At 62.6% G+C, this 26,179-nt stretch carries 27 protein-coding genes; 9 read left to right on the top strand and 18 right to left on the bottom strand.

Features of this window, described 5'->3' with window-relative positions; all coding sequences use genetic code 11:
- Positions 1-3: 3 nt before the first annotated feature.
- On the bottom strand, positions 4-1,971 hold the full coding sequence (locus AC2FME_RS11600; protein ID WP_496682131.1) for a protein meaA: 1,968 nt from the start codon (positions 1,969-1,971) through the stop codon (positions 4-6).
- A gap of 146 nt (positions 1,972-2,117) precedes the next feature.
- On the opposite strand from AC2FME_RS11600, the gene AC2FME_RS11595 reads away from it, so the two are divergent.
- The 7 genes from AC2FME_RS11595 (at position 2,118) to AC2FME_RS11565 (ending at position 9,014) form a co-directional block, all read left to right on the top strand.
- Positions 2,118-3,503, top strand: coding sequence for a 1-acyl-sn-glycerol-3-phosphate acyltransferase (locus tag AC2FME_RS11595; RefSeq protein ID WP_496688088.1), 1,386 nt, complete (start codon positions 2,118-2,120; stop codon positions 3,501-3,503).
- Positions 3,504-3,615: 112 nt separating this feature from the next.
- Entirely contained in the window at positions 3,616-4,902 is a 1,287-nt protein-coding gene (gene ccrA, locus AC2FME_RS11590; protein WP_496682128.1) for a crotonyl-CoA carboxylase/reductase, read from the top strand.
- A 205-nt stretch (positions 4,903-5,107) separates the two neighbouring features.
- The gene (locus AC2FME_RS11585) at positions 5,108-5,326 is read left to right on the top strand and encodes a hypothetical protein (RefSeq protein WP_496682143.1); all 219 of its coding nucleotides are present in this window, start codon (positions 5,108-5,110) and stop codon (positions 5,324-5,326) included.
- Positions 5,265-5,984 carry a helix-turn-helix transcriptional regulator gene (locus tag AC2FME_RS11580; RefSeq protein WP_496742201.1) on the top strand — a complete coding sequence of 240 codons (720 nt, stop codon included), beginning with the start codon at positions 5,265-5,267 and terminating at the stop codon, positions 5,982-5,984. Before AC2FME_RS11585 ends, AC2FME_RS11580 begins: the two co-directional genes overlap by 62 nt.
- An 82-nt stretch (positions 5,985-6,066) precedes the next feature.
- On the top strand, positions 6,067-6,705 hold the full coding sequence (locus tag AC2FME_RS11575) for an acyl-homoserine-lactone synthase (protein ID WP_496800504.1): 639 nt from the start codon (positions 6,067-6,069) through the stop codon (positions 6,703-6,705).
- Positions 6,706-6,756: 51 nt separating this feature from the next.
- Positions 6,757-8,289, top strand: a complete 1,533-nt coding sequence (locus AC2FME_RS11570) for an ATP-dependent DNA helicase (protein WP_496682124.1) — start codon at positions 6,757-6,759, stop codon at positions 8,287-8,289.
- Positions 8,286-9,014 (top strand): SDR family oxidoreductase, encoded by a 729-nt coding sequence (locus tag AC2FME_RS11565; RefSeq protein WP_496800503.1) that lies wholly within the window; start codon positions 8,286-8,288, stop codon positions 9,012-9,014. The genes AC2FME_RS11570 and AC2FME_RS11565 overlap by 4 nt, the downstream gene beginning before the upstream one ends.
- Positions 9,015-9,017: 3 nt before the next feature.
- On the opposite strand, the gene AC2FME_RS11560 is transcribed toward AC2FME_RS11565, so the two are convergent.
- The 14 genes from AC2FME_RS11560 to AC2FME_RS11495 form a co-directional block, all read right to left on the bottom strand.
- Positions 9,018-9,761, bottom strand: a complete 744-nt coding sequence (locus AC2FME_RS11560; protein ID WP_496682141.1) for a TIGR02186 family protein — start codon at positions 9,759-9,761, stop codon at positions 9,018-9,020.
- A gap of 22 nt (positions 9,762-9,783) precedes the next feature.
- On the bottom strand, positions 9,784-10,704 hold the full coding sequence (locus AC2FME_RS11555) for a sulfite exporter TauE/SafE family protein (protein WP_496682119.1): 921 nt from the start codon (positions 10,702-10,704) through the stop codon (positions 9,784-9,786).
- A gap of 129 nt (positions 10,705-10,833) precedes the next feature.
- Positions 10,834-11,754 (bottom strand): sulfite exporter TauE/SafE family protein, encoded by a 921-nt coding sequence (locus AC2FME_RS11550; protein WP_496800502.1) that lies wholly within the window; start codon positions 11,752-11,754, stop codon positions 10,834-10,836.
- Between the two features lie 87 nt (positions 11,755-11,841).
- Complete coding sequence (locus AC2FME_RS11545; RefSeq protein WP_496742208.1) at positions 11,842-12,810, bottom strand: ABC transporter permease; 969 nt, start codon at positions 12,808-12,810, stop codon at positions 11,842-11,844.
- Positions 12,810-13,904: an ABC transporter permease gene (locus AC2FME_RS11540; protein ID WP_496682113.1), complete on the bottom strand. Its 1,095-nt coding sequence runs from the start codon at positions 13,902-13,904 to the stop codon at positions 12,810-12,812. Before AC2FME_RS11540 ends, AC2FME_RS11545 begins: the two co-directional genes overlap by 1 nt.
- A gap of 1 nt (position 13,905) precedes the next feature.
- Complete coding sequence (locus AC2FME_RS11535; RefSeq protein ID WP_496800501.1) at positions 13,906-15,435, bottom strand: ABC transporter ATP-binding protein; 1,530 nt, start codon at positions 15,433-15,435, stop codon at positions 13,906-13,908.
- 113 nt (positions 15,436-15,548) lie between these two features.
- Positions 15,549-16,547 (bottom strand): BMP family lipoprotein, encoded by a 999-nt coding sequence (locus AC2FME_RS11530; RefSeq protein WP_496682109.1) that lies wholly within the window; start codon positions 16,545-16,547, stop codon positions 15,549-15,551.
- Between the two features lie 159 nt (positions 16,548-16,706).
- Positions 16,707-17,120 (bottom strand): GNAT family N-acetyltransferase, encoded by a 414-nt coding sequence (locus tag AC2FME_RS11525; RefSeq protein ID WP_496796744.1) that lies wholly within the window; start codon positions 17,118-17,120, stop codon positions 16,707-16,709.
- On the bottom strand, positions 17,117-17,707 hold the full coding sequence (tsaB, locus tag AC2FME_RS11520) for a tRNA (adenosine(37)-N6)-threonylcarbamoyltransferase complex dimerization subunit type 1 TsaB (RefSeq protein ID WP_496800500.1): 591 nt from the start codon (positions 17,705-17,707) through the stop codon (positions 17,117-17,119). The genes AC2FME_RS11525 and tsaB overlap by 4 nt, the downstream gene beginning before the upstream one ends.
- Entirely contained in the window at positions 17,697-18,260 is a 564-nt protein-coding gene (locus tag AC2FME_RS11515; protein WP_496682105.1) for a NifU family protein, read from the bottom strand. Before AC2FME_RS11515 ends, tsaB begins: the two co-directional genes overlap by 11 nt.
- Before the next feature lie 69 nt (positions 18,261-18,329).
- Positions 18,330-18,923, bottom strand: a complete 594-nt coding sequence (locus tag AC2FME_RS11510) for a 2-hydroxychromene-2-carboxylate isomerase (RefSeq protein ID WP_496682103.1) — start codon at positions 18,921-18,923, stop codon at positions 18,330-18,332.
- Positions 18,923-19,378, bottom strand: a complete 456-nt coding sequence (locus tag AC2FME_RS11505; RefSeq protein ID WP_005978853.1) for a universal stress protein — start codon at positions 19,376-19,378, stop codon at positions 18,923-18,925. Before AC2FME_RS11505 ends, AC2FME_RS11510 begins: the two co-directional genes overlap by 1 nt.
- A gap of 67 nt (positions 19,379-19,445) precedes the next feature.
- Positions 19,446-20,309: a branched-chain amino acid aminotransferase gene (locus tag AC2FME_RS11500; protein WP_496800499.1), complete on the bottom strand. Its 864-nt coding sequence runs from the start codon at positions 20,307-20,309 to the stop codon at positions 19,446-19,448.
- A gap of 58 nt (positions 20,310-20,367) precedes the next feature.
- A complete protein-coding gene (locus AC2FME_RS11495; protein ID WP_496682099.1) occupies positions 20,368-20,829 on the bottom strand; it encodes an Lrp/AsnC family transcriptional regulator in 462 nt (153 codons plus the stop codon).
- A gap of 129 nt (positions 20,830-20,958) precedes the next feature.
- Here AC2FME_RS11495 and AC2FME_RS11490 point away from each other — a divergent pair, with 129 nt between their 5' ends.
- Positions 20,959-22,008, top strand: a complete 1,050-nt coding sequence (locus AC2FME_RS11490) for a Glu/Leu/Phe/Val family dehydrogenase (RefSeq protein ID WP_496800498.1) — start codon at positions 20,959-20,961, stop codon at positions 22,006-22,008.
- 58 nt (positions 22,009-22,066) lie between these two features.
- Here AC2FME_RS11490 and trpS read toward each other — a convergent pair whose 3' ends face one another.
- The gene (trpS, locus tag AC2FME_RS11485) at positions 22,067-23,095 is read right to left on the bottom strand and encodes a tryptophan--tRNA ligase (protein WP_490359977.1); all 1,029 of its coding nucleotides are present in this window, start codon (positions 23,093-23,095) and stop codon (positions 22,067-22,069) included.
- Positions 23,096-23,181: 86 nt separating this feature from the next.
- On the opposite strand from trpS, the gene AC2FME_RS11480 reads away from it, so the two are divergent.
- The gene (locus AC2FME_RS11480; RefSeq protein WP_170342144.1) at positions 23,182-23,868 is read left to right on the top strand and encodes a rhomboid family intramembrane serine protease; all 687 of its coding nucleotides are present in this window, start codon (positions 23,182-23,184) and stop codon (positions 23,866-23,868) included.
- Between the two features lie 3 nt (positions 23,869-23,871).
- Here AC2FME_RS11480 and murJ read toward each other — a convergent pair whose 3' ends face one another.
- Entirely contained in the window at positions 23,872-25,413 is a 1,542-nt protein-coding gene (murJ, locus tag AC2FME_RS11475; protein WP_496688109.1) for a murein biosynthesis integral membrane protein MurJ, read from the bottom strand.
- Positions 25,410-26,179 (bottom strand): ACT domain-containing protein (locus tag AC2FME_RS11470; RefSeq protein ID WP_496800497.1); only part of this gene is annotated, 770 nt, incomplete at its 5' end. The genes AC2FME_RS11470 and murJ, both read right to left, overlap by 4 nt.

The raw sequence follows: 26,179 nt of genomic DNA, 5'->3' as shown, positions 1-26,179 counted from the left end.
GTTTTATTCTGCGGCGATCGTTTTTGGATCTGCCAACGCCACGATGTCTCCCATGATCGCATTCAGTTCGAAATTCTTGGGAGTATAGACATTGGCAACACCCATCGATCTGAGGCGATCCGCGTCTTCGTCCGGGATAATGCCCCCGACGACAACGGGAATATCACCCAAGCCAGCTTCGCGCAGGCGTGTCATGACTTCCTGAACCAACGGCAGGTGACTGCCCGACAGGATCGACAGGCCGATCACATGAGCTTGCTGATCCATGGCCGACTTCACGATTTCCTCGGGGGTCAGGCGGATGCCGTCATAGGTGATGTCCATGCCGCAGTCGCGGGCGCGGAAGGCGATCTGCTCGGCACCGTTGGAATGGCCGTCCAGCCCCGGCTTGCCCACCAGGAATTTCAGGCGACGCCCAAGGCGGTCGCTGACCGCATCCACCGCCGCGCGCAGGTCGTCCAAGCCTTCGGTCTTGTTCGAGACCGACCCCGAAACGCCCGTCGGGCCACGATAGGTACCAAAGACGCGCCGCATCTCTTCGGCCCATTCACCGGTGGTGACGCCGGCCTTGGCCGCGGCGATCGAGGGCTCCATGATGTTGGCGCCCGATTGCGCGGCGGCGCGCAGATCGGCCAGCGCCGCGCTCACGGCGGCGTCATCGCGGGCGGCACGCCAGTCGTTCAGGCGATCGATCTGTTCCTGTTCGACCGCCGGATCGACGACCATGATCCCGCCATCCTCGGTCTGCAGCGGCGAGGGCTCACCCTCGGTCCAGCGGTTCACGCCGACGACGATGGTCTCGTTGCGCTCGATCCGGTTGAGCCGCTCGGCGTTGGAATCCACCAGCCGCGATTTCATGTAGTCGATCGCCGCAACCGCACCGCCCATCGACTCCAGATTGGCCAGCTCGGCCCGGGCGCCCTGCTTCAGTTCCTCGACTTTGGCATCGACCACCGGGTTGCCGTCGAACAGGTCGTCATATTCCAGCAAGTCTGTCTCATAGGCTAGGATTTGTTGCATTCGCATTGACCATTGCTGGTCCCAGGGGCGCGGCAGGCCCAGTGCCTCGTTCCAGGCGGGCAATTGCACCGCCCGGGCGCGCGCCTTTTTCGACAGGGTCACGGCCAGCATCTCGATCAGGATGCGATAGACGTTGTTCTCGGGCTGCTGCTCGGTCAGGCCCAGCGAGTTGACCTGAACACCATAGCGGAACCGGCGGAACTTGGGGTTTTCCACGCCATAACGTTGTTGCAGTATTTCATCCCAAAGGTCGACAAAGGCCCGCATCTTGCACATTTCGGTGACAAATCGGATGCCCGCATTCACGAAGAACGAGATGCGGCCGCACAGCGCCGGAAAGTCCTCGGCCGGAACGCGGGGACGCAACTCGTCCAGGACCGCGATGGCGGTGGCCAGCGCATAGGCCAGCTCCTGCTCGGGCGTCGCGCCGGCCTCTTGCAGGTGATAGGAACACACGTTCATCGGGTTCCATTTCGGTACGTTCGAATAACAGTACTCGGCCACATCCGCGATCATCTTGAGCGAGGGCTTGGGTGGGCAGACATAAGTGCCGCGGCTGAGATACTCCTTGATCAGATCGTTCTGTACCGTGCCCTGCAGCTTGGACACATCGGCGCCCTGTTCCTCGGCCACCGCGATATACAGCGCCAGCAGCCAAGGGGCTGTGGCGTTGATCGTCATCGACGTGTTCATCTGCTCCAGCGGGATCTGATCGAACAAAACCCGCATGTCCCCCAGGTGGCAGACCGGCACCCCGACCTTGCCGACCTCGCCCCGGGCCAGGGTGTGATCACTGTCATAACCCGTCTGCGTCGGCAGATCGAAGGCCACCGACAAACCGGTCTGCCCCTTGGCCAGGTTAGACCGGTACAGCGCGTTCGAGGCTTTGGCCGTGGAATGACCGGCATAGGTTCGGATGAGCCAGGGGCGGTCTTTCTGCGTCTGCGTCATGGTCAGAGCCTCATGCGTCGATGGGTAACAATATTTCTCTCATGGGTTCTAAAGCGCAATTTTCAGCACATGTCAATTCGCTGCGTTGCGGCATGTACGGCGTGCTGCCGATTGTGACGGCGGCGGTTTGATGGCACTGTGCCGGCATGACGCAGACCGTTGAGCTACCGATTTGGCTGTTTGTTCTGATCGTGGTGTTTGCCGCGGTCACTTTTGCCTCGCATTTCCTGTTCCCGTCGGTGCGCTGGTTCTTTCGCCGCCGGCTTGAACGGGCTGTTGAACGGTTGAACCAGCGCCTGCAACGGCCAATCCAGCCGTTCAAACTGGCCGAGCGTCATGACATGATCCAACGCCTGATCTATGACCCGCAGGTTGGTCAGGCTGTTCAGCACCACGCCGAAGAACATGGTATCCCCGAAGCGGTCGCGTTCGAGCAGGCCCGGCGATACGCCCGGGAAATCGTCCCGTCGTTTTCGGCCTTCATGTATTTCAGCTTTGCCATTCGGTTGGCTCGGTGGTTGAGCAACGCGTTCTACAATGTCCGCCTCAGCCACGAGGACGAGGCCGCATTGAAGGAGATCGATCCCAAAGCAACCGTGGTCTTTGTAATGAATCACCGGAGCAACATGGATTATGTTCTGGTGACCTATTTGGCCGCGCAACAGTCGGCGCTGTCCTATGCGGTGGGCGAGTGGGCACGGGTCTGGCCGCTCAGCCGGTTGATCCGCGCGATGGGAGCCTATTTCATCCGGCGCAAGTCCGGCAGCGAACTCTACCGGCAGGTTCTGGCCAGCTATGTGCGCTTGGCCACCAATGCCGGTGTCACGCAGGCGATGTTTCCTGAAGGTGGCCTAAGCCTGACCGGGGCGCTGGGCCGACCCAAGCTGGGGCTGCTGAAATACATCATCGACGGCACCAGCCCCGATGGGCGGGATGTGGTGTTCGTGCCGGTTGCGCTGAACTATGACAGGGTGCTGGAGGATACGATCCTGACCGCTGCCGCCCTGGGCAGCGAACGGCGGTTTCGCGCTCGGATCGGCGTGATCACAAGGTGGAGCCTGAAACAGGTATGGCGCCGTATCATCGGGCGCTACAAGCGGTTCGGCTTGGCCTCGGTTCGGTACGGCCTGCCCATTTCGCTGCAGGAGTTCCGCAAACAAGCTGGCCCGGACTTGATGACGGATCTGGCCCGAGAACTGATGCGTCGGATCGGTCGGGCAATTCCTTTGGTGCCAGCGCCCGCCGCGTGTTGGCTCGTTCGCGAGAACGGCACCATCTCCGAGTCTGACGTTCAGTCACGCATCGCCGAACTGATGCGGCGGGAAGGCGCGACGGACGAAGACCTGAAAGCTATTTCGCCAGCGATCGAACAACTGGTCGAACGGCGAATACTGAGCAGAAACAACGGTATGCTGTCGCCATCGGTCGAGCGGCTGGATCTGATGCAGTATTATGCCGCCTCAGCGCCCATCAGCGAAGACCCGGATGGTTCTGCGGCTGCAAAAGAAATTTCTGCGGCTGCTGGGTCATAAAATTTCAATAATGATCCAAAATGGGTTGCAAAATTACTCATGGGCCAATATTCCAGCCTATGAAGCGCGCGATTCTGCGTCGCGGCGAACATGTTTGACAGAGGAGGCCACAATGGCTTTGGACACCGACAGCGGCATCGCGTCCTACGAGGCACCGGAAAAAGACCTCTACGAAATGGGTGAAATCCCGCCGATGGGATATGTGCCGAAGAAGATGTATGCGTGGGCCATCCGCAAGGAGCGCCACGGTGAGCCCGACACTGCGATGCAGTTGGAAGTGGTCGATGTGCCCAAGCTGGACAGCCACGAAGTGCTGGTTCTGGTGATGGCGGCGGGCGTCAACTACAACGGCGTTTGGGCCTCGCTCGGCAAGCCGATCAGCCCCTTTGATGGCCACAAGGCCCCGTATCACATCGCGGGCTCGGATGCATCGGGCATCGTCTGGGCGGTGGGCGACAAGGTGAAACGCTGGAAGGTCGGCGACGAGGTCGTGATCCACTGCAACCAGGACGATGGCGACGACGAGGAATGCAACGGCGGTGACCCGATGTATTCGCCCAGCCAGCGGATCTGGGGCTATGAAACGCCCGATGGGTCGTTTGCGCAATTCACCAACGTGCAGGCGCAGCAGCTTATGCCGCGCCCCAAGCATCTGACCTGGGAGGAAAGCGCCTGCTACACGCTGACGCTGGCCACTGCCTATCGGATGCTGTTCGGGCATGAACCGCATGACCTGAAGCCGGGCCAGAACGTTCTGGTCTGGGGCGCGTCGGGCGGTCTGGGCTCCTACGCGATCCAGCTGATCAACACGGCGGGCGCCAACGCAATCGGCGTGATCTCGGACGAAAGCAAGCGCGACTTCGTCATGGGGCTGGGCGCCAAGGGTGTCATCAACCGCAAGGATTTCAACTGTTGGGGTCAGTTGCCTACGGTCAACACACCCGAATACGCCGAATGGTTCAAGGAAGCCCGCAAATTCGGCAAGGCGATCTGGGACATCACCGGCAAGGGCGTGAATGTCGACATGGTGTTCGAGCACCCCGGCGAAGCCACCTTCCCGGTCTCGACTTTCGTGGTGAAGAAGGGCGGCATGGTGGTCATCTGCGCCGGCACCACCGGTTACAACCTGACCTTCGACGTGCGGTACATGTGGATGCACCAGAAACGCCTGCAGGGGTCGCATTTCGCGCATCTCAAGCAGGCCTCGGCGGCGAACCGACTGATGCTCGAACGGCGGCTTGATCCCTGCATGTCCGAGGTGTTCCCATGGAACGAACTGCCCGAAGCCCACATGAAGATGATGCGCAACGAGCACAAGCCAGGAAACATGTCGGTTCTGGTTCAGGCGCCGCGCACCGGGCTACGCACCCTCGAGGAGGTCTTGGACGCCCGCGGTTGAGCGGGGCGTTGAAACACATCAACGCCCGCGAATCGTTCCGGCGACTCGCGGGCGTTTTCTGTTTTGCAGCCCCTTCTTGAACTTCAGTCGCTTGGAGATTGCGGACCCGCCATTTTTGGGGAGTAGAAAGAAGCGAATATGCAACAAAATCACACACATGTTATGGTTGTGTTAACCCTTCGTTAACTGTTTCGGAGCGACCCTGATGGCGCAGAATGAGTGGATACTGGACGTACTGTCGGACCTCAACGCCTTCGCAGTTGCCAATGGGCTGACGGCTTTGGCCGAACAGCTTGATGACACGAAGCTGATTGCAGCGGCCGAGATTGCGTCCCTCGAGCGTGAGGCGCGGGCACCGTCGAATGGGAACGCAGGTCGATTTGAGTCAGGTCCTGGAGGACTTGGAAAACACCAGCACGCTTGACGAACTGGGCGCGGTTGCCGTCGGGCTTCGCGACAAGCTGAAAATCGATCACATCGTGTATCACTGGGTCGATGGCGGCGGTGAACAATATGGGTGCACGACCTATCCCGACGCCTGGGCCGAGCGCTATCAGGAGCGCAACTATCATCGCATCGATCCGGTCATTCTGGGCTGTTTCCAACGGTTCCAGCCGGTTGACTGGAAGGCGTTGGACTGGTCGGGCAAGGTCGCCAAGGCCTTTTTGAAGGATGCATTGGCGCACGGGGTCGGCAATCAAGGTTACTCGATACCTATCCGCGGCCCGAATGGCCAGTTTGCCCTCTTTACCGTGAACCATTCATGTGCGGATGACGCGTGGCAGGCCTTCATCGGCGCATATGGCCGCGAACTGATCCTGATCGCGCATTACTTCAACCGAAAGGCGCTGGAATTCGAGCGGTCCCGGCAACCGGATTCGCCCCGTTCGCTGTCGCCGCGCGAGATTGATGCCATGACACTTTTGGCCCTTGGCTACAGTCGGGCGCAGGTCGCCCATTCCCTGTCGATTTCCGAACACACGCTGCGGGTCTATATCGAAAGCGCGCGGGCCAAGCTGGGAGCGTTGAACACCACGCACGCCATCGCAAAAGCCCTGAGCCGGGGATTAATAGTGGTTTAAGGGCCGCGCGCCCCAAACACAGTAAATTAACCATGGCTTTGTACCCCCTTCGTTCCAGCACTGGACGACAAGGGGAAAAGTCATGCTGCGTTATTTATACGCTGACGAACTTCATAAATTTCCGAAATTGGCCGAGGGGATGTTTCGCGACCGCGCCGATCAATTCAAGACCCGCCTGGGGTGGGACGTTCACGTCAACGAAAAAGGCGAGGAGCGGGACCAGTATGATGATCTGAACCCGCTGTATGTGATCTGGGAGGAGCCGGATGGCAGCCATGGCGGGTCCATGCGAATTCTGCCGACGACGGGCCCGGTTATGGTGAATGACGTGTTTGGACATCTGACCGGAGGTCGGCCGATTTGCAGCCCCCTGATCTGGGAAGTGACCCGATTCTGCCTGTCGCGCGGGGCCAGCCCGCACACGGCCGGTGCCATCATGCTGAGCGGCGGCGAGGTGATGGAGGGCTTTGGCCTGACCCACATCGCGGGGGTTTTCGATGCGCGCATGATTCGCATCTATCGCCTGATCGGGTCGTCTCCGATCGTGCTGGGCTCAGAGGGAACTGGGCGTGACCAGATCTCGGTCGGACTGTGGCCCTATTCGGCCGAGGACTGCAACCGTGTGGCCGAGCGGGCGGGCATCCCGCGCGAGCTGTCGCGGCTGTGGTTCCGAACAGCCTTCGGGTCCACCGCGCGGCATCGGTTCGCACTGTCTGCCTGACGTTGGATTCCGCATCTGGCGCAGACTGGCGCGGCCTTGTAGGGTCGCGCCATGTCTCTGCCCAAGGTCACATTTTCCGAAGATCAGGCCGCCGCCTTCGACAGCATCGCCCAGATGCTGAAAACCGCAGGCGTGGACCTGGAAGACGATGCGCTGCTCAAGCTGCCCGGCCAAGGCGAGTCGGGGGTGATGGCGGTGATCGGCAAGGCCGGGTCGGGCAAAACCCTGCTGTTGGCCGAACTTTACAAGGCGCTGGCCGAGACCGGAGTTCAGATCGTCTCGGGCGACTATGAAAGCCGCAAATCGAAGGACAAGCGCAGCCTTGCCATTCTGGCCCCGACCAACAAGGCCGCCAGCGTGTTGCGGTTGCGCGGTGTTCCGGCCACCACCATTCACCGGATTCTGTACACGCCGGTCTATGATCCGGAATACGAGCGGATCGCCGAATGGCTGGCGGGCAACGACGATCGCCCCGAGATTGAAGGCCTGACCGACGAGGCGCTGGACCGCGCCGCCGCGTTTTACGCCAACAACAAGTCCATCCCCGGTGCTCTGGCCGCCGCCGGCCTGCGCGGGTCGGATTTCATCACCGGCTGGAAACGGCGCGACGAGCCGCTGGATATCGGGTTCGTCGATGAGGCCTCGATGCTGGACGACCGGCAGTTCGAGGATCTCAAGGAGATCTTTCCCACCCTGCTGCTGTTCGGCGATCCGGCGCAGTTGGCGCCGGTGAACCAGTCCGGGTCGATGGTGTTCGATGCTTTGCCGGAACCTCGCAAGCTGATCCTGCACCGGGTGCACCGGCAAGAGGCCGACAACCCCATTCTGGACCTGGCCCATGCGCTGGCCGATCCGGCGATGGGGTTCGAGGATTTCGAACGCCTTGTCGAGCAGACCGCCCGCACGGATGACCGCGTGGTCTGGGGCCAGCGGGTCGAGGTCGACCTGATGGCCCGCAGCCCGGTTCTGGTCTGGCGGAACGCGACGCGTATCCGGCTGATCCAGGCCTTCCGCCAGGTGCATGGGGCCCCCGAGACCGAGCTGTTGGAAGGCGAACCGTTGATTTGCGATGGGATCGAGCTGCCGCTGAAGCACCGCAAGAAGCGGCTCGACCTCGAGGCGCGCGGGCTGATCAAGGGCGCGCAGGTGATCTATCTGGGACCGGGGCGCAAGCCGGGGTTCTCGCGGCTGCATGTCATGGGGGCCGAGGACCCGCAGGTGAGCGCCGCTTCGATCGTGCAGATCGAAAAACCGGACGAGGAAGAGCCCTTCATCCCCTTTGCCGCGCGCATGGGGGCCACGTTTCTGCATGGGGCCGCCGTGACGATCCACAAGGCGCAGGGCTCGCAGTGGGACACGGTGCAGGTCTTTGCCCCTGACCTTTACGCCGCCGCCCGGATGGGCCGGACTGAGGCCGGGCAACCCCTTTGGAAACGGCTGGCCTATGTGGCCATCACCCGGGCGCAAGAGCGGCTGATCTGGGTGGTGCGCAATCGGCTTTCGAAGCCGAGCCACCCGTTGCAGGTTGACGACCTGCGCGCGGTCCCGGCCGCAAAACTTACGCTGGAGGCGGAGGAGACATGAAGACGATCATCGTAACCGGTGCCAGCTCGGGGATCGGGCGAGCCACCGCCGAACTGTTTCTGGATCAGGGCTGGAAGGTCGGCCTGCTGGCGCGCAGTGCGGACAAGCTGAACCAGATGGCCGCCGCGAGCGAAAACGCTATTCCGCTGGTGGCCGACGTGACGGACCCCCAAGCGGTGTCGGCAGCGTTCGATGCGTTTCAGGTGCAGGCCGGACGGTTGGATGTTCTGTTCAACAACGCCGGCATTTTTGCGCCCGCCGGAACGATCGACGAGATCGCGCTGGACGACTGGTATCAGAGCGTCAACGTGAATCTGAATGGGATGTTTCTGTGCGCCCGCGCCGCGTTCGGTGCGATGCGGCGGCAGAGCCCGCAAGGTGGACGCATCATCAACAACGGCTCGATCGCGGCGCATGTGCCGCGTCCGAACTCGGTGCATTATACCGCTACCAAACATGCCATAACCGGTTTGACGCGCAGCCTGTCCTTGGACGGGCGGGCCTTCGGCATTGCCTGCGGTCAGATCGACATCGGAAACGCGCGTACCCCGATGGTGCAGGGTCTGGTTGAACGGGCCATTGCCGAAGGGCGCGAGCCGGACCCGACGATGGCGGTCGAGGATGCGGCGCGGTCGGTTCTGCACATGGCCAGCTTGCCGCCCGAGGCGAATGTTCAGTTCATGACCGTCATGGCGACCACGATGCCCTATATCGGCCGCGGCTAGGCCTCAACTTTCACGCAGCAGCCGGAAGGCCGTGGATGCGCCCCATCCCGCCGCGATGGCGATCACCAGCGACATCAGCCCGTACCAGACAGGCTGCTGGCGGGACATGTTGTACAGGAACCGCTCCAGCCCCACCTTGCGCACGTCGATGGTGGTTTCGAATTCCGAAATCACCTGACCGCCGCGCATCAGGAAGATGCGGGTCAGATAGTCGCCTTCGGTCAGGTCAGCGGGCATGTCGATCGAGGTGCGGAACAGTGTCTGTTCATCCACGGCAACGGTGTTTTCACGAATCGAATACAGGCCCTCATCCTCGCGGATTCTGACGACCGCCTCGGCAAAGTCCTGAGCCTGCCGGATATGCATCGCGGCCCCGACCGAGCGGATCGCGCGCTTGATCGAGATCCGATAGCGCAGGTCCTCGGTGTCGCTGATGATCTCGTTGAACGGGGCGCTGGTCGCCACGGCATAAAAGCTGGGCGCGGAATCGACCAGGACGCTGTCGGTGTTGACCCAGATGCCGAATTTCTTTTCCTTCCGGCGGACCATGACCGGTTCGGACGGGCCGGCCACGGCCACGATCACCTCCAGCGGTGGCCCGTCGGGAATGGGCGCCTCGCGCTTGACGGCGCCGAAAATCAGAATTTCGGAACCGTCGAAATCGGCGGTGATGGCAACCCGGTCCTGGCTGAGGCCCAGAACGACCTGTTCCTGCGCTGCCGCAGCGGGCAGGGACAGCAACACCATGGCTAGAATCCAGCGCAACACGTCAGTGCCCTCCGTCGGTGCCGAGCGAATAGAGCTCGGCCGGTTGGAGAAGCAGATCCAGTGCCAGTTTGGCGCAGACCGCGAGAACAAGGGCGGCCAGCAGCACGCGCAACTGTTCGGCGGGCATGCGTGATCCGATGACGGTGCCGATTTGCGCGCCGATCACACCTCCGACCAGCAGCAGCACCGCCAGCACGATATCCACGGTATAGTTCGTGGTGGCATGCAACATTGTGGTGAAGGCGGTAACGAAGATGATCTGAAACAGCGATGTCCCTACGACCACCTTGGTCGGCATGCCCAGCAGATAGATCATTGCAGGCACCATGATGAAGCCACCGCCGACCCCCATAATGGCCGACAGTACGCCGACGCACAGGCCCACCAGAACCGGCGGGATCACCGAAATATACAGGCCCGAGGTCCGGAACCGCATCTTGAAGGGCAGGGCATGGATCCATCCGCGCTGACGGCGTTTGGCTACCGGCCCTCCGGCCCGGCGGGATTTGCGCAGCGCGTTCAGGCTTTCGATGAACATCAGGCCGCCTACGACGCCCAAGAATACCACGTAACAAAGCTTGACCAGCAGATCGACCTGGCCGAGGCTTTTGAGGTAGTTGAACACCACGACACCCAGCGCGGCCCCTAACAGGCCGCCCACCAGCAGAACGCAGCCCATTTTCAGATCGACAGTCTTTCGTCGGAAATGCGCCAGCACCCCCGAGAATGACGACGCCACGATCTGGTTGGCCTCAGTGGCGACCGCGACGGCCGGCGGGATGCCGATGAAAAACAGCAGCGGGGTCATCAGAAAGCCTCCGCCGACGCCGAACATGCCCGACAGGATGCCCACCATTCCGCCCAGCCCCAACAGAAGAAAGGCATTTACGGAGACTTCGGCAATGGGAAGGTAAATATACATGCTGTCAACACGCTCCTGAATCTGCGGGGGCAGGGCTGAACGCGGGGGCCGGAGACAGTGCCGGCCCAAGCCCAGTGGATTCTCGGGGCGGTCGTGAGTGAGTGTCGAAGCGGTGCCGGACCATAAGTTCTATCCAAGAAATTCAGACAGGTTGTAGTGTTCGACAGGATCGATGGTCAGGTCCAGCCCAACCTTGGCGGCGACGATCATGACCATCACCGCCAGAAGGATGCGCAGCTGCTCGGACTTCAGGCGGGCGCCCAGACCGGTTCCGAACTGGGCGCCGACGACGCCTCCGATCAACAGGAAAAGGGCAAGGATGATATCGACGCTGAAATTGGTCGAGGCATGGATCATCGTCGTGAAGCCGGCGACGAAGATGATCTGGAACAGAGAAGTCCCGATCACGACCTTGGTCGGCATCCCCAGGATATAGATCATGGCCGGCACCATGATGAACCCCCCGCCCACGCCCATGACGGCCGACAAGACCCCGACGCCAAAGCCCACCATCACCGGCGGGATGATCGAGACATAAAGGTTCGAGGCCCTGAACCGGGTCTTGAACGGCATGCCATGAATCCATCCGTGCCGACGGCGGCCCGCGGAAACGGTACCGCCTGCCTGCCGAGCCCGACGGATGGAAAGCACGCTTTCAACGAACATCATGCTGCCGATCAGGCCCAGGAACACCACACAGCAAAGCTGGACCGCCAGATCGACCTGTCCCAGATGCTTGAGGGCGTTGAAAGCGATCATTCCGATCGTGGCGCCCAGCAGGCCGCCGCCCAGCAGAACCGATCCCATCTTCAGATCGACGGTGCGTCTTTTCAGATGGGCCAGTAGACCCGAAAACGAAGATGCCACCCCCTGCTTGGCCGAGGTCGCCACGGCGACGGCCGACGGAATGCCGATCAGGAACAACAGCGGGGTTATCAGGAAGCCGCCGCCCACGCCGAACATTCCCGACAGGAATCCGACCGTGATTCCGGTCCCCAGCAAAAGGAAGGGGCTCACGGACACTTCGGCGATGGGAAGGTAGACGTGCATACCCCTTTAGAGCGGTTGCGGCATGCAAAATCAACTCTGCATGCCGCTGTGCAGCGAACAGGACTGCCAATCAGTCCCGAACTGGCCTTATCGCTCCTTGATGTACGGCTCGCCCCCTGCCTTCGGCGGAATGGCCTTGCCGACGAAACCGGCCAGGATCACGACCGTCAGGATATAGGGCAGCGCGTCCATGGCCTGCACCGGGATCACGATGCCTCCCAGATCGATATTCTGGAACCGCAGCGCCACCGCCTGCAGCAGCCCGAACAGCAGGCAGGCCCACATGGCGTGCCATGGGCGCCACTTGGCGAAGATCAGGGCTGCCAGTGCGATAAACCCGCGGCCGGCGGTCATGTCCTTGACAAAACCGGCCTGCAACCCGGTTGCCAGATAGGCCCCGGCGATCCCGCACAGAACACCGCAGATGGCCACGGCGGCATAGCGCAGGCCGACCACCGAAACCCCTGCGGTATCAACGGCGGCGGGGTTTTCCCCGACCGCGCGCAGCCGCAGCCCAAAACGGGTGCGGAACAGCACCCACCACGTGGCAGGAACCATCAGAAACGCCACATATACAAGAATCGAATGGCCCGACAGCAGTTCGGAGTAGATGGGCCCGATGATCGGGACGCCGCTCAGCGCCTCGGCAAAGGGGAATGTGATCGGTTCGAACCGGCCGCCTCCGAACAGCGAGGGCGTGCGGCCGCCCTGCTGGAACCAGTCCTGTGCGATCAGCACGGTCAGGCCTGCCGCCAGAAAGTTGATCGCCACGCCCGAAATCAGTTGATTGCCGCGGAAGGTGATCGAGGCCAGCCCGTGCAGGGCCGACAACACCAGCGACGCTGCGATCCCGGCCAGCAGGCCCAGCCAGACCGATCCGGTGACGGCCGCAACCGCCGCCGAGAAGAACGCAGCCATCAGCATCTTGCCCTCGAGGCCGATGTCGAAAATGCCCGCGCGTTCCGAATACAGCCCTGCCAGACAGGCCAGCAGCAGCGGCGTGGCCAAGCGGACGGTCGAATCCAGAACTTGAATCAGTGTCAGGAAGGAGTCCATTAGTTCGCCTCCTTGCGCAGGGCCAGGAACAGCTTTTCAAGCGGCATGCGCACCATGTTGTCCAGCGCCCCAGTGAACAGGATCACCAGCGCCTGGATCACCACGATCAGTTCGCGCGGGATCGAGGTCCACAGCGCCAGTTCCGCGCCGCCCTGGTACAGAAAGCCGAACAGGATGGCCGCCAGGAACACGCCGAACGGGTGCGAGCGGCCCATCAGGGCCACGGCGATGCCGATGAAGCCTGCGCCCTCGGTCGAGTTCAGAACCAGCCGCTCGGCCTCGCCCATGACGTTGTTGATCGCCATCAGACCCGCCAAAGCGCCCGAGATCAGCATCGCCACGATGGTGATGCGCACCGGCGAGATACCGGCATAGACCGCACCGGTCTCCGAATGCCCATAGGCCCGGATTTCATAGCCCAGACGGGTGCGCCAGATCAGCGCCCAGACCACCACACAGGCCAACAGCGCCACGATCAGCGAAATGTTGGCCGGGGCGGCCTTGGAGAAGTTGATTCCTATCGGTGCCAGCATCTCGTGCAGCGTCGGCAGATGTACCGCCTCGGCAAAGCGGGCGGTTGCCGGGTCTTGCGAACCGGCTGGCCGCATCACGTTGACCAGCATGTAGTTCAGCAGTGCCGCAGCGATGAAGTTGAACATGATCGTGGTGATCACGATATGGCTTCCGCGCTTGGCCTGCAGATAGGCCGGAATCGCCGCCCAGGCCGCCCCGAACAGCATCGCGGCGGCCATGGCCGCCAGCAGGGCGATGCTCCAGTGCGGCCACGGCACATACAGGCAAACCATGGCGACGCCCAGTCCGCCCAACATTGCCTGGCCTTCGCCGCCGATGTTGAACAGACGCGCGTGGAATGCCACCGCGACCGCCAGACCGGTGAACATGAAGTTGGTGGCATAATACAGGGTGTAGCCCCAGCCATAGGTCGACCCAAGCGCGCCGGTGACCATCAGGTTCACCGCCTCGACCGGGTTTTCGCCGATGGCCAGAATGACCAGGGTCGACAGGATCGCGGCCAGGATCAGACTGATCAGCGGGATCAGAATGACGTCGGCCCATTTTGGCATCTTGTCCATGTTACGCGGCCTCCCCCGCAACACCGGCCATCAACAGGCCCAGTTCTTTTTCATCCGTTTCATGGGGCAGGCGCTCGCCCATGATATGTCCGTCGAACATCACGGCAATCCGGTCAGACAGAGAGAAAATCTCTTCCAGTTCGACCGAGACCAGCAGGATCGCCTTACCTTGGTCGCGCAGGGCGACGATCTGCTTGTGAATGAACTCGATCGCCCCGATGTCCACACCGCGGGTCGGCTGACCCACCAGCAGCAGGTCGGGGTTTCGCTCGATTTCGCGCGCCACGACGATCTTCTGCTGGTTCCCGCCCGAGAAATTCTTGGCCGACAGCCAGCCATTCGGCGGACGCACGTCGAATTTCTCGATCTTGCGTTCGGTGTCGGCGCGCAGGGCGGCGTTGTCCATGAAGATCCCGCGCTGATAGGCCGGGTCGCGGTGATAGCCGAACGCCACGTTTTCCCAGGCGTGGAAATCCATGATCAAGCCTTCCCGCTGCCGGTCCTCGGGCACATGGGCGATGCCCTGGGAGCGGCGCGCTTGCCCGTCCGACCCTGGCCCGCTCAACGCCAGAGGAACGCCGTTCATCCTGATCGTCCCCGATCCGGGGCGCATTCCGCCCAACACCTCGAGCAGCTCGGACTGCCCGTTTCCGGCGACGCCCGCGATGCCTACGATCTCGCCCGCGCGAACCGTCAGGTCGATGCCCTTGACGCGCTCGACACCGGTTGAATCCGTCACCCGCAGGTTCTCGATTTCCAGAATGGGCTTGCCGGGTTTGGCCGGCACCTTGTCGACGCGCAGCAGAACCTTGCGCCCGACCATCAGCTCGGCCAGCTCCTCGGGGTTGGTCTCGGCAGTCTTGACCGTGGCGGTCATTTGGCCGCGGCGCATCACCGACACCGTATCGGTGGCCTCCATGATCTCGCGCAGCTTGTGGGTAATCAGGATGATGGTCTTCCCTTCGGCGCGCAGCCGGTCGAGGATGCGAAACAGCTGGTCGGCCTCGGCCGGGGTCAGCACCCCGGTGGGTTCGTCCAAAATCAGGATCTCCGCCTTGCGATACAGCGCCTTGAGGATCTCAACCCGCTGCTGCATGCCCACGCCGATCTCGTCGATGCGCTTGTCGGGGTCTACGAACAGCTCGTATTCCTGCTCGAGCGCTTTCAGTTCTTTGCGGGCCTTGGCCAGCGAGGGGGCCAGCAGCCCGCCATCTTCGGCGCCCAGAACGATGTTTTCCAGAACGGTGAAATTTTCAACCAGCTTGAAATGCTGAAAGACCATGCCGATACCCGCGGCGATCGCGGCCTGGCTGTCGGGGATGTCGGTCTTTTTGCCGTTGATCCAGATTTCACCTTTGTCGGCCTTGTAGAAGCCGTAAAGAATGCTCATCAGCGTGGATTTGCCCGCACCGTTTTCACCGATGATCCCGTGGATCGTGCCGGGGGCGACGCTGATCGAGATGTCCTTGTTCGCTTGAACTGGCCCAAAGGCTTTGGAAATCCCTTTGAGCTCGATGGCGGGGACTGTCATGTCTTGTCCTCGATTGCCGAAAAAGCTGCGCTGAACTCGCGATCATCGGGTCGTTGCGAAACAGCGGCATGAGTGGATGCGGGACGGGAGGGCCTCCCCCGCCCCGTGCGATATCAGAACTGCAGTGCCGGGCAGCTGTCGTTCTCGTAGTAGCTGACGACGGTGACATTGCCGTCGATGATGTCGCGGCGCGCCTTCTCAACGGCGGCCATCATCTCGTCGGTCACCAGCGGCGCGTTGTTCTCGTCCATGGCAACACCCACACCGTCTTCGGCCAGGCCCATGGTGAACACGCCGGTTTCGACGTCCTCGCCTGCTTTCATGGCGTCATACACGGCAACGTCCACGCGCTTGAGCATCGAGGTCAGAACCTTGCCCGGGTGCAGGTGGTTCTGGTTGCTGTCTACGCCGATCGACAGGATGCCTTCGTCTGCAGCGGTCTGCAGGACACCCACGCCAGTGCCGCCGGCCGCGGCATAGATGACGTCAGCGCCTTGGCTGATCTGCGCTTTGGTCAGCTCCGAGCCCTTCACCGGGTCGTTCCATGCGGCCGGGGTGGTGCCGGTCATGTTGGCGACGACGTTGATATCGGGGTTCACCGATTTGGCGCCCTGGGCGTAGCCGCACCCGAAATGACGGATCAGAGGGATATCCATACCGCCGATGAAGCCAACGGTGCCGTTTTTCGAGGCCATGGCCGCCAGGATGCCGACCAGGTACGAACCTTCATGCTCGGCAAAACCGATCTGGCGGATATTGGGCGCGTCCAGCCAGGTTACGTCAACAGCGACGAACTTGGTGTCCGGGTAATCGGGCGCGACAGCGGCCAGCGGATCGGCCATGGCAAAGCCCATGGTGATGATCGGGTTGGAACCAGCTTCGGCAAAACGGCGCAAGGCCTGTTCGCGCTGCGCTTCCGACTGCAGCTCGATTTCACGGAAGGATTTGCCGGTCTGGTCGGCCCAGCGCTTGGCGCCGTTATAGGCCGCTTCGTTGAACGATTTGTCGAACTTGCCGCCAAGATCGAAGATGATTGCCGGTTCGGCGATGGCTGCGCCGGCCGTCAGTGCAAAGGCGGCGGCTGCGCCCATCAAGGATTTCATCAGGGTCATCATATACTCCCGTTGTTTATTATGACTTCGGGACCGGGTCTTACGCCCAGCCCCGCTCAGAGCGAGCAGAACTGCTGTGATAGCGGCAATTAAGGCCGTCTGAAACTGACATGGTCAACCGCTTTTTGACCAATTGGTCTCGGAATCGCTCGGCTTTCGTCAGGGCAGCGTGCGCTCCATCACAATTGCATCGACATTGTTCGCCCCGGGACGCCTGTAATAGGCCCGGCGCAGACCGCAGGGCGCATAACCGCAACTTTGATAGAGTGCAATGGCCGGAATGTTGTCGGCCGCGACGTCCAGAACGGCGCGGCACGCGCCCAGAGCGCTGGCGCGCGTCTGCCAGCCCTGCATGAGCGCCCGCGCCAGTCCCTGCCTCTGGCGGTCGGGATGGGTTGCAATGGTCAGCAGCTCGGCCTCGTCGCCAATGACCTGGAACAGGGCAAAAGCAGATTTGTTTCCGAGCACATGCGTGAAACGGCCTGCAGTCAGATCGGCAAACTCCGACGCGGTCCAGGGGCGCGACTGGGTAAAGGCCGCGGCATGGGTTTCGGCCATCTCCTGTGGCGTCATGGATCCAGTAGGACCGGCGGCGCGTCGCGCGACGGCGCGGCATCGGCCGGGCGCAGATACAACGGCGCGGGCGGTGTTTGCGGCAGGGTCCGGCGTTGCGCGGCGATGCGCGCGATCGCGCAGGCCAGCTGCTCCGGGTCGTCGTTGGTAAACAGCGGCCCCAGTGGTTCTGCCTGATCCCGAGGCAGAACTTGCGGTGCGGCTCCCGGCTTCTGCAAATAGACCTGGTCCCGCGGGGCGGGGATGGCCGGAATGTGGCCCGAAGGGGCCAGCGCAGCCAGGGCTTCGAGGCCCGACACCCCGACTGCGGGTTTGTTCAGGCCTAGCGCCAGACCACGCGCGGCCGAGACCGAGATGCGGATGCCGGTGAAGTTTCCTGGCCCGGTTCCGACGCCGATCGCGTCCAGCCCGGACCAGTCCAGCCCGGCCTCGGTCAGGATGTCCTGCAGCAAGGGCATCAATCGCTCGGCCTGACCGCGGGCCATGGGTTCGGCACGGCTGGCGATGATGTCCGGGCCGCAAATCAAAGCGGCCGCGCAATGCGCGGCCGATGTGTCAAAGGCCAGAACCTTGGGCTCAGACGGCAACGGGGCGAACCTCGGTCACTTCGGGAATGTAGTGGCGCAGCAGGTTCTCGATCCCCATCTTCAGAGTCAGGGTCGACGACGGACAGCCCGCGCAGGCCCCCTGCATGTGCAGATAGACAACGCCACGATCAAATCCGTGGAACGTGATGTCGCCGCCGTCCTGCGCCACGGCGGGGCGGACGCGGCTGTCGAGCAGTTCCTTGATTTGATTGACGATTTCCGAATCTTCGCCGGTGTGTTCCGCGTGACCCGAGGCCGCATCCGCCCCAGCCCCCATGACCGGCTGGCCGGATTGGTAATGCTCCATCACCGCGCCCAGGATCGCGGGTTTGATGTGGTCCCACTGAACGTCGTCATCCTTGGTTACGGTCACGAAGTCGTTGCCGAAGAACACACCCGTTACGCCCTTTACCGCAAAGATGCGTTTGGCCAGCGGCGAGTTTTCGGCGGCCTCGGCCGTCGGGAAATCCGCTGTGCCCGCCTCGAGCACGGTCTGGCCGGGCAAGAATTTCAGAGTTGCCGGGTTCGGCGTGGATTCGGTCTGGATGAACATGGCGGCGCTCCGTATCGCTTGCGTCTGATATGCGCGCCGGGCGCGGGGAAGTCAAGATTTGGAACGATTCTAATCCAGGGCCGCATGCTCGATCGCCATGTCCAGGCGGTCGTCACCCCAGAACAGGTCCGAGCCGGCCACGAAGCTGGGCGCGCCGAACAGGCCCAATGCCTTGGCGCGGTCGACCTGTTCGAACAGGGCGGCCTTGATGGCCGGATCTGACAGCTGGTCCAGCATCTCGGGTGCGGCGCCTGCCTGGGACAGCGCATCCTGCAGGACTGTGTCGTCGGATATGTTGCGGCCATCTCCGAATTCGGCCGAGAAGACGGCCCGCGCGAACGCGGCCCGTGGGCCGGAGTCTGGAAGCGCCAGCGCCAGGCGCGCCGCTTTCAGGCTGTTCTGCGGAAACGGGTCCGGACGGGTCAGCGGCAGGCCGCGCAAGGCGCACAGCCGCTCCATGTCGCGCCACATGTACCGGCCTTTGGTCGGGTAGATGTTGAAAGGCGAGGTGGTCCAGCCCTGTTCGGCAAAAATGGGACCCAGCAGAAATGGCTGCCATTCCACGCGCACCCCGCGCCGCGCCGCCTCCCGTTCTACGCGCATGGCGCTTAGGTAAGAATAGGTCGAGGCGAAATCGAACCAGAAGTGCAGGGTGGCGGGCATCAAGTGATCTCTTCGAGCTTCTCTTTGCTCAGGTCGCCCGGCACGATGGTGATCGGAATCGGCAAGCCGCCGGCGTTGCGGGTCAGTTGTGTGACCAGCGGCCCGGGCCCCTTCTTGCCCGTGCCGGCCCCCAGAACCAGAACCCCGATTTCCGGGTCCGAGCGGATATGTTCGATGATCTGGGCCACCGGCTCGCCTTCTCGGATTGCCAGTTCGGGTTCGATCCCCTGCTTGTCGCGCATCCATTTCGCGAAGACCTCGAAATGGGCGTGGATGCGTTCGCGGGCCTCTTCGCGCATCACTTCGGACACGCCGATCCAGTGATTGAACTCATCCGGCGGAATGACCGACAGGATGGTCACGCCGCCGCCCGTATGCGCCGCCCGCATGGCAGCAAAGCGCATGGCATTCAGGCATTCGCGGCTGTCATCCAGAACTACAAGGAACTTGCGCATGACTGTCCTCTCAAGATTTTGGCGATCATGCCCCAGCCTTCGCAGTCTGGCAACTCGGTCGGGCCGACTAACGGGCGCTTGCGGCCCAGTCCCAGTACAAGGATCGCACCCGGCGCGTGACGGGGCCGACTTGGTACTGGGTGTCGTCAAAGGCCGTCACCGGTGTGACCTTGTTCATGTTGCCGGACATGAACACCTCGTCCGCCGCACGGAAATCGTCGAAGGACAGCACCGTTTCATGCACGGTCACCCCGTCGCGGCGCAGGTTGTCGATGTGCCGCGCGCGGGTGATGCCGGCAAGGAAGGTGCCGTTGGGAATGGGGGTAAAGACCTCGCCATCCCTGACCATGAAGATGTTGGCGGTTGCAGTTTCGGCCACGTTGCCAAGGGCATCGGCCACCAGCGCGTTGGAAAACCCCTTGGAGCGGGCCTCGGTCAGCATGCGCGCGTTGTTGGGATACAGGCACCCGGCCTTGGCGTTGACCACGGCGTTTTCCAGGACCGGCCGGCGGAACCGCGTGGTGGTCAGGGTGGCCGAAGCGGTTTCGGGGGCCATCGGGATCTCTTCCAGGCAGATCGCGAACCCGGTACTTCCGGCCTGCGGCACGATCGCGGTCGCGTCGCCGTCGATGCCCCAGTACATTGGGCGGATGTACACCGCGGCATCCTTGGGATAGGTCGCCAGCCCTTCCTGGACCAGCTCGACCATCCGTTCCGTGGACACTGTTGGGGTCAGCATCAGCGCCTCGGCCGAGCGGTTCACCCGGTCGCAATGCGCCGCCAGATCGGGCGCCATTCCGTCAAAATAGCGCGCGCCGTCAAACACCGATGATCCCAGCCAGGCCCCGTGGTCCGCGGCCCGCATGATCGGGGCATCGTCATCGTGCCATGTTCCATCGAAATAGGTGCGGATATTCTTGCCGACTGCCATTGTGCCCTCCGTCAATTCCGCCGAACCGTAGGAGCGCGCGCGCCCGAGGTCCAGCAGATTATCCGGCCGACGATGGCAACACGTCGCGCTTGACCATCGCGCGCAGGGCGAAGTTGGAGCGTAGGTTGCGGATGCCCGGAATCTGCATCAGCCGGTTCTCCAGAAACGCGTCGAAGGCGGTCAGGTCACGCGCCACGACGCGCAGCAGGATGTCGCGCGAGCCGGTCATGAGGTAACACTCCATCACCTCGTCACAGCGCAGGATGGCGCGTTCGAATGCGTCGATGGCGTTGCGGTCCTGTTTCTCCAGTTCGACAGACACGAAAATCGTGACGCCAAAGCCCAGTTTCTCGGGGTCGACCTGCGCCGAATATCCGGTGATCACCCCGTCGCGGCGCAGGCGCTCCAGGCGTCGCGCGCAGGGTGTGGGCGACAGGCCCACCTTTTCGGCCAGGTCCAGAACGGTCATGCGCCCGTCCTGTTGTAGCGCGCGCACGATCTTGCGGTCGATCTGGTCCATGGAGAAAATCCCTAAAATAATCGGCTCAGATTATTATTATCGCCAAGAGGCATGTTCTGACCAGCATATATTGGCGAAAATCGCTCGGTCCGATGTGGCAAGCTCCATCTGTCTTTCCGGAGGAGCAAAATGGAAATAACCACGATTGACGCGCCAGATCACGAGCGTGTGGTCGAATTCAAAGACGCCGCCAGCGGGCTTTCGGGCTTTGTGGCGATCCATTCCACGCAATTGGGGCCTGCAGCGGGCGGCGTGCGGATGCGCACCTATGGTCACCCGTCCGAGGCGCTGGACGATGCGCTGCGCCTGTCGCGGGGCATGACCTACAAGAACGCAGCGGCCGATCTGCCGTTGGGCGGGGGCAAGGCCGTTATCATCGGCGACCCGAGCGCGGACAAGACGCCCCGGCTGTTGCAGGCCTTCGGGCGCGTTGTGCAAAGCCTTGGTGGCCGATACTGGACGGCCGAGGACATGGGGATGACCCCGGCAGACATGGCCCAGATCGGCACCGAAACCGAATATGTCGCCGGTCTGCCCGATGGCCCATTCGCCAGCGGCGACCCGTCGCCCATCACCGCCCGCGGGATCTTCAACGCCATCCGCGTGACTGCGCGGCATCGGTTCGGGTCCGACGACCTGAGCGGCAAGACCATCTTGGTGCAAGGGCTGGGCCATGTGGGCGAACACCTGTGTGCGCTGCTGAATGACGCAGGGGCGAAACTGGTGATTACCGACATCGATGCGGGCCAGACTACCCGGCTGGCGGACCGGTTCGCGGCGCAGGCCGTCGCGCCTGATGCGGTCTATGCGGCCGAGGCGGATATTTTCGCGCCCTGCGCGATCGGCGGCATCCTGAACGAAACCAGCATTCCGCTGCTGAAGGTCGGCGCAGTGGCCGGAGGGGCCAACAACCAGCTGGCAACCGATGTCGACGCGCAGCGACTGCATGACCGCGGCATCCTCTACGCCCCGGATTTCGTGGCCAATGGCGGCGGGATCGTGAACGTGGCGACCGAAATCCTGAAGATCAAGGACCGCGAAGCTTGGGTCGGTCAGCGGCTCGAGGCGTTGGAGCGGACGATGGACCGCATCCTGACCCGCGCCAAGGTGGATGGCGTCAGCCCCCATGCGGTGGCCGAATCCATCGTCGAGGAAAAACTTCACCCGCAGGCTGCCTGATCTGCAACGAAAAACGCCGCCCCGGATCCGGGGCGGCGCTGCTGTTTCCATCTGGTTCTCAGGCGCGGCCGGCGCCCACCATCCCCACGATTTCGTAGGTGCGGCTGAGGATCGGAGCCGCGATCTCCCGCGCCCGTTCCGCGCCACGGTCCAGGATCCTGTCGATCTCGGCCTGATCGCCCATCAGCCGCGCCATTTCGGTCGAGATCGGCGACAGCTTTGCGACCGCAAGATCGGCCAGCATCGGCTTGAATTCACCAAACTGCTTGCCACCGACCTCGGCCAGAACCTGCTCGACCGTCTGATCGCTGAGCGCGGCATAGATGTTGACCAGGTTGCGCGCCTCGGGGCGGCCTTCCAGCCCGTCCACGTCCGAGGGCAGGGCGTCGGGGTCGGTCTTGGCCTTGCGGATCTTCTTGGCGATGGTGTCGGCATCGTCGGTCATGTTGATCCGACTCATGTCGGACGGATCCGACTTGGACATCTTCTTGGCCCCGTCGCGCAGGCTCATCACGCGCGTCGCCGCGCCCTCGATCACCGGCTCGGTGATCGGGAAGAAATCGACGCCATAGTCGTGGTTGAACTTGATGGCGATGTCGCGGGTCAGTTCAAGGTGCTGTTTCTGGTCGTCGCCCACCGGCACATGGGTCGCGTGATAGACCAGAATGTCAGCGGCCATCAGCGAGGGATAGGCGAACAGACCCAGAGAAGCGTTCTGCTGGTTTTTGCCAGCCTTGTCCTTCCACTGGGTCATGCGCTGCATCCAGCCCATGCGCGCGACACAGTTGAAGATCCAGGCCAGTTGCGCGTGCTCGGGCACCTGGGACTGGTTGAACAGGATCGACTGTTCGGGGTCGATGCCGGCGGCGATGAAGCCCGCGCACAGCTCGCGCGTGGAATGCGCCAGTTCCTTGGGATCCTGCCAGACGGTGATCGCGTGAAGATCGACCATGCAGTACACGGTCTCCATCTCCGGCCCCTGCATGTCCACAAAACGCTTGAGCGCACCAAGGTAGTTGCCAAGATGCAGGTTTCCCGAGGGCTGAATGCCGGAAAACACGCGCGGCGTGAACTTGGTCTCGGTCATGGAAGGGAACTCCCGTCTGGAAAAATAAGCCTCCGTCGCTTACCCATGAGGCAAAGGGACGTCAACAGCCGCGAAAGGCCCGCCCAATGAGCAGCGAGCACTACACACCCCCCGTGAACCCCCTGCCACCCGTGGTGGTGGCGCTGGTCTTGTTCATCATGGGGATCGAACTGGCCTTCACCCTCGGCACGCGCGGCCTGGTCGGCGGACCCGGCGCGGTAGGCTGGCGGCTGGAGGCGATCCAGCGCTATTCCTTCTCGGCCGACATATTCGACTGGATGGTGATGAACGGGCGTTGGCCGGTCGAGCATGTGATCCGGTTCTTCACCTACCCCTTCGTCTCGGGCAGCTTTACCCAGGCGCTTTTTGTCTGCGTCTTTGTCTTGGCGATGGGCAAGATGGTGGGCGAGGTCTTTGGCGGTTTTGCGATGCTGGTGATCTTCGTGCTGTCCGGCGTGGGCGGGGCGCTGGCCTATGCGGTGCTGCTGGACCCGCGCTATCCGCTGGTCGGGGGCTTCCCGCCGGTCTACGGCCTGATCGGCGCGTTCACCTGGCTGCTATGGCGCAGGCTGTCGCTGGTCGGAGAGAACCAGGCACGGGCATTCCAGTTGATCGCGGTGCTGATGGGCATCCAACTGCTGTTCGGCCTGATCTTCGGCGGCACCTCGGATTGGGTTGCCGATCTGGGTGGCTTCGCGACCGGGTTCGGGCTGTCGTTTTTCGTGGCACCGGGAGGATGGGCGCGGCTGGTGGGGCGTATCCGGCGGGATTGACGGTCAGGACCTTCGCAGGGCGGACCGGAACTCGGACAGGCGGAACGCACCCAGCAGGTGGCCCAGAAGGAAGTAAGACACTGCGGCGACCACGATCAGGGCCAGTAACGCCAGATACCGCCAACCCGGAATGTCGAATGCCCAGCCGAACATCTGCATTGCCACGACCAGCGCCACACCCATTCCTATTGAAGCGACCAATATTCTGGGCGCGCGGCGCTTGAACCTGTCGTCGAAACGAGCCTCGTCGCCCATGCGCCGGGCACCCAGTGCCAACAGCGCCACCATGCCCCACCCGGCGGCCGAGGCCGCAATGGCTGGGGCGATCCAGCCGACGATCGGGTACAGCCCAAAAGCCAGAACGGCGTTGATGACCATAGCCACCACGGCATACCGGAAGGGCGAACGGGTATCCTCGCGCGCGAAGAACAGCGGTTGCAGCAGCTTTTGCAGCATGAAGGCCGGCAGGCCGACGCCATAGACCGCCACGGCCAGTGCGGTGGCAGCCGTGTCTTCGGGGGTGAACTGGCCGCGTTGGAACAGGACCGAAACCAGCGGGACCGGGACGAGCACGAAGGCCACGGTTGCCGGAATAGTCAACAAGAGGGTGAATTCTCCGGCGCGGGAAAAAGCGTTGCGCGCACCATCGCCGTCACCCGCGCGCAGACGACGCGACAAGTCGGGCAACAGCACGATGCCCACGGCGATGCCGACCACGCCCAGCGGCAGCTGATACAGCCGGTCGGCAGCGAACAGCCAACTGACGGCATTTTCGGTCTTTGACGCAACCAACTGCCCTACGACCAGATTGACCTGGGTCACCCCCATCGCAAGGGCGGCTGGAACGGCGATGCGCACCATCTTGCGCATGTCAGGGCTGAGCTTCGGTCGGCCGAACCGGATGCGAATTCCGGCGCGTTCGGTGGCGACCCAAACCAGCGCCAGTTGAGCGACCCCGGCAATGGGTATGACGGCAATGAGCCAACGGATGACCTCGCCCCCGGTTACCGCGCCTACGATAAGTGCCGTGCAGGCGAAGATGTTCAGCAGGACCGGAGCCGCAGCAGCGGCGGCGAAGCGACCGGTGGCATTGAGAACCCCGGAAAACAGCGCGGCCAGAGACATGAACAGGATGTAGGGAAAGACGACATATCCGTAACCGACCGCTAGATCGAAACGTTCGTCGCCATAAAACCCCTCGGCCGTCAGCCAGACCAGCCCCGGCATGAAGACCATGGCCAGCCCGACCAGCGCCAGAACGGCCGTTGCCAGCAGGTTGAACGCATCCTGCGCAAACCCTTGCGCGTCCTCGCCGCCTTCCAGCCGTTTCGAAAACATCGGAACGAAGGCCGCGTTGAAAGCGCCCTCAGCGAAGAATCGGCGGAACATGTTGGGCAGGCGGAAGGCCGCAACAAAGGCGTCCATCACGGGCCCCGGGCCGATCAGCGCGGTCAGAAGGATTTCGCGCGCAAATCCCAGAATGCGGCTGGCCAGGGTCCAGAACCCGACCGTGAACAGGCCCGAAAACAGGCGGATCTGCTTCATGAGGCCGCCCGCTCGGCGCCTTCGGCGATGGCGCTGCGCAACTTGGCCTCGAGCGTGCGCTGCTTGGACTCGGAATGGTATTTCAGCCCGAACATGTCCTTGACATAGAACGTGTCCACCACCTGCTCGCCATAGGTCGCGATCACCGCGTTGGCGATATAGACATTGGCCGCTGCAAGAGTTCGGGCCAGATCGTACAGCAGGCCGGGGCGGTCGCGGGTATCGACCTCGATGATGGTGTAGATTTCCGAACCTTCGTTGTCGAAGGTGATGTGGGTCGGAACATTGAACGCCTTTTCCCGCTTCTTGATCTTGTCGCGAGACTTGAGCGCGTCGCGGGCGACCACTTCGCCCTTCAATGTCTTGTGTATTATCTGGGTCAGGCGTGGCAAGCGGGCCGTGTCAAAGGGGTGACCTTCGGAATCCTGGATCCAGAAGGCATCGGTGACATAACCGTCCTTGGTGGTGTAGCTGCGCGCATCCACGACGTTGGCCCCCGCCAGCGCCAGCGCCCCGGCGATGCGGGCAAAGATGCCGGGATGGTCGGCCATGGCGAAACAGGCACGGGTAGCGTCGCGGTCCTCGTCGGGGTGCAGACGGATTTCCATGGCGCCCGGGTCGCCGCCGTGTTCCAGCGCTCGCAGCATTTCGGCGAACTCGACATGGGTTTCGAGGTTCAGACCCTGCCAATACGGGTCATAGTGCCGCGCGGTCTCGGTCTTGAGATCGGCCTTGGACCAGCCCGCCAGCGCCTCGCGCAGCGCCT

The organism is Ruegeria sp. BHSC026, assembly GCF_059613065.1.
Note: the sequence above shows the minus strand (reverse complement) of the source record. Positions and strands in the feature narration are given on the sequence as shown.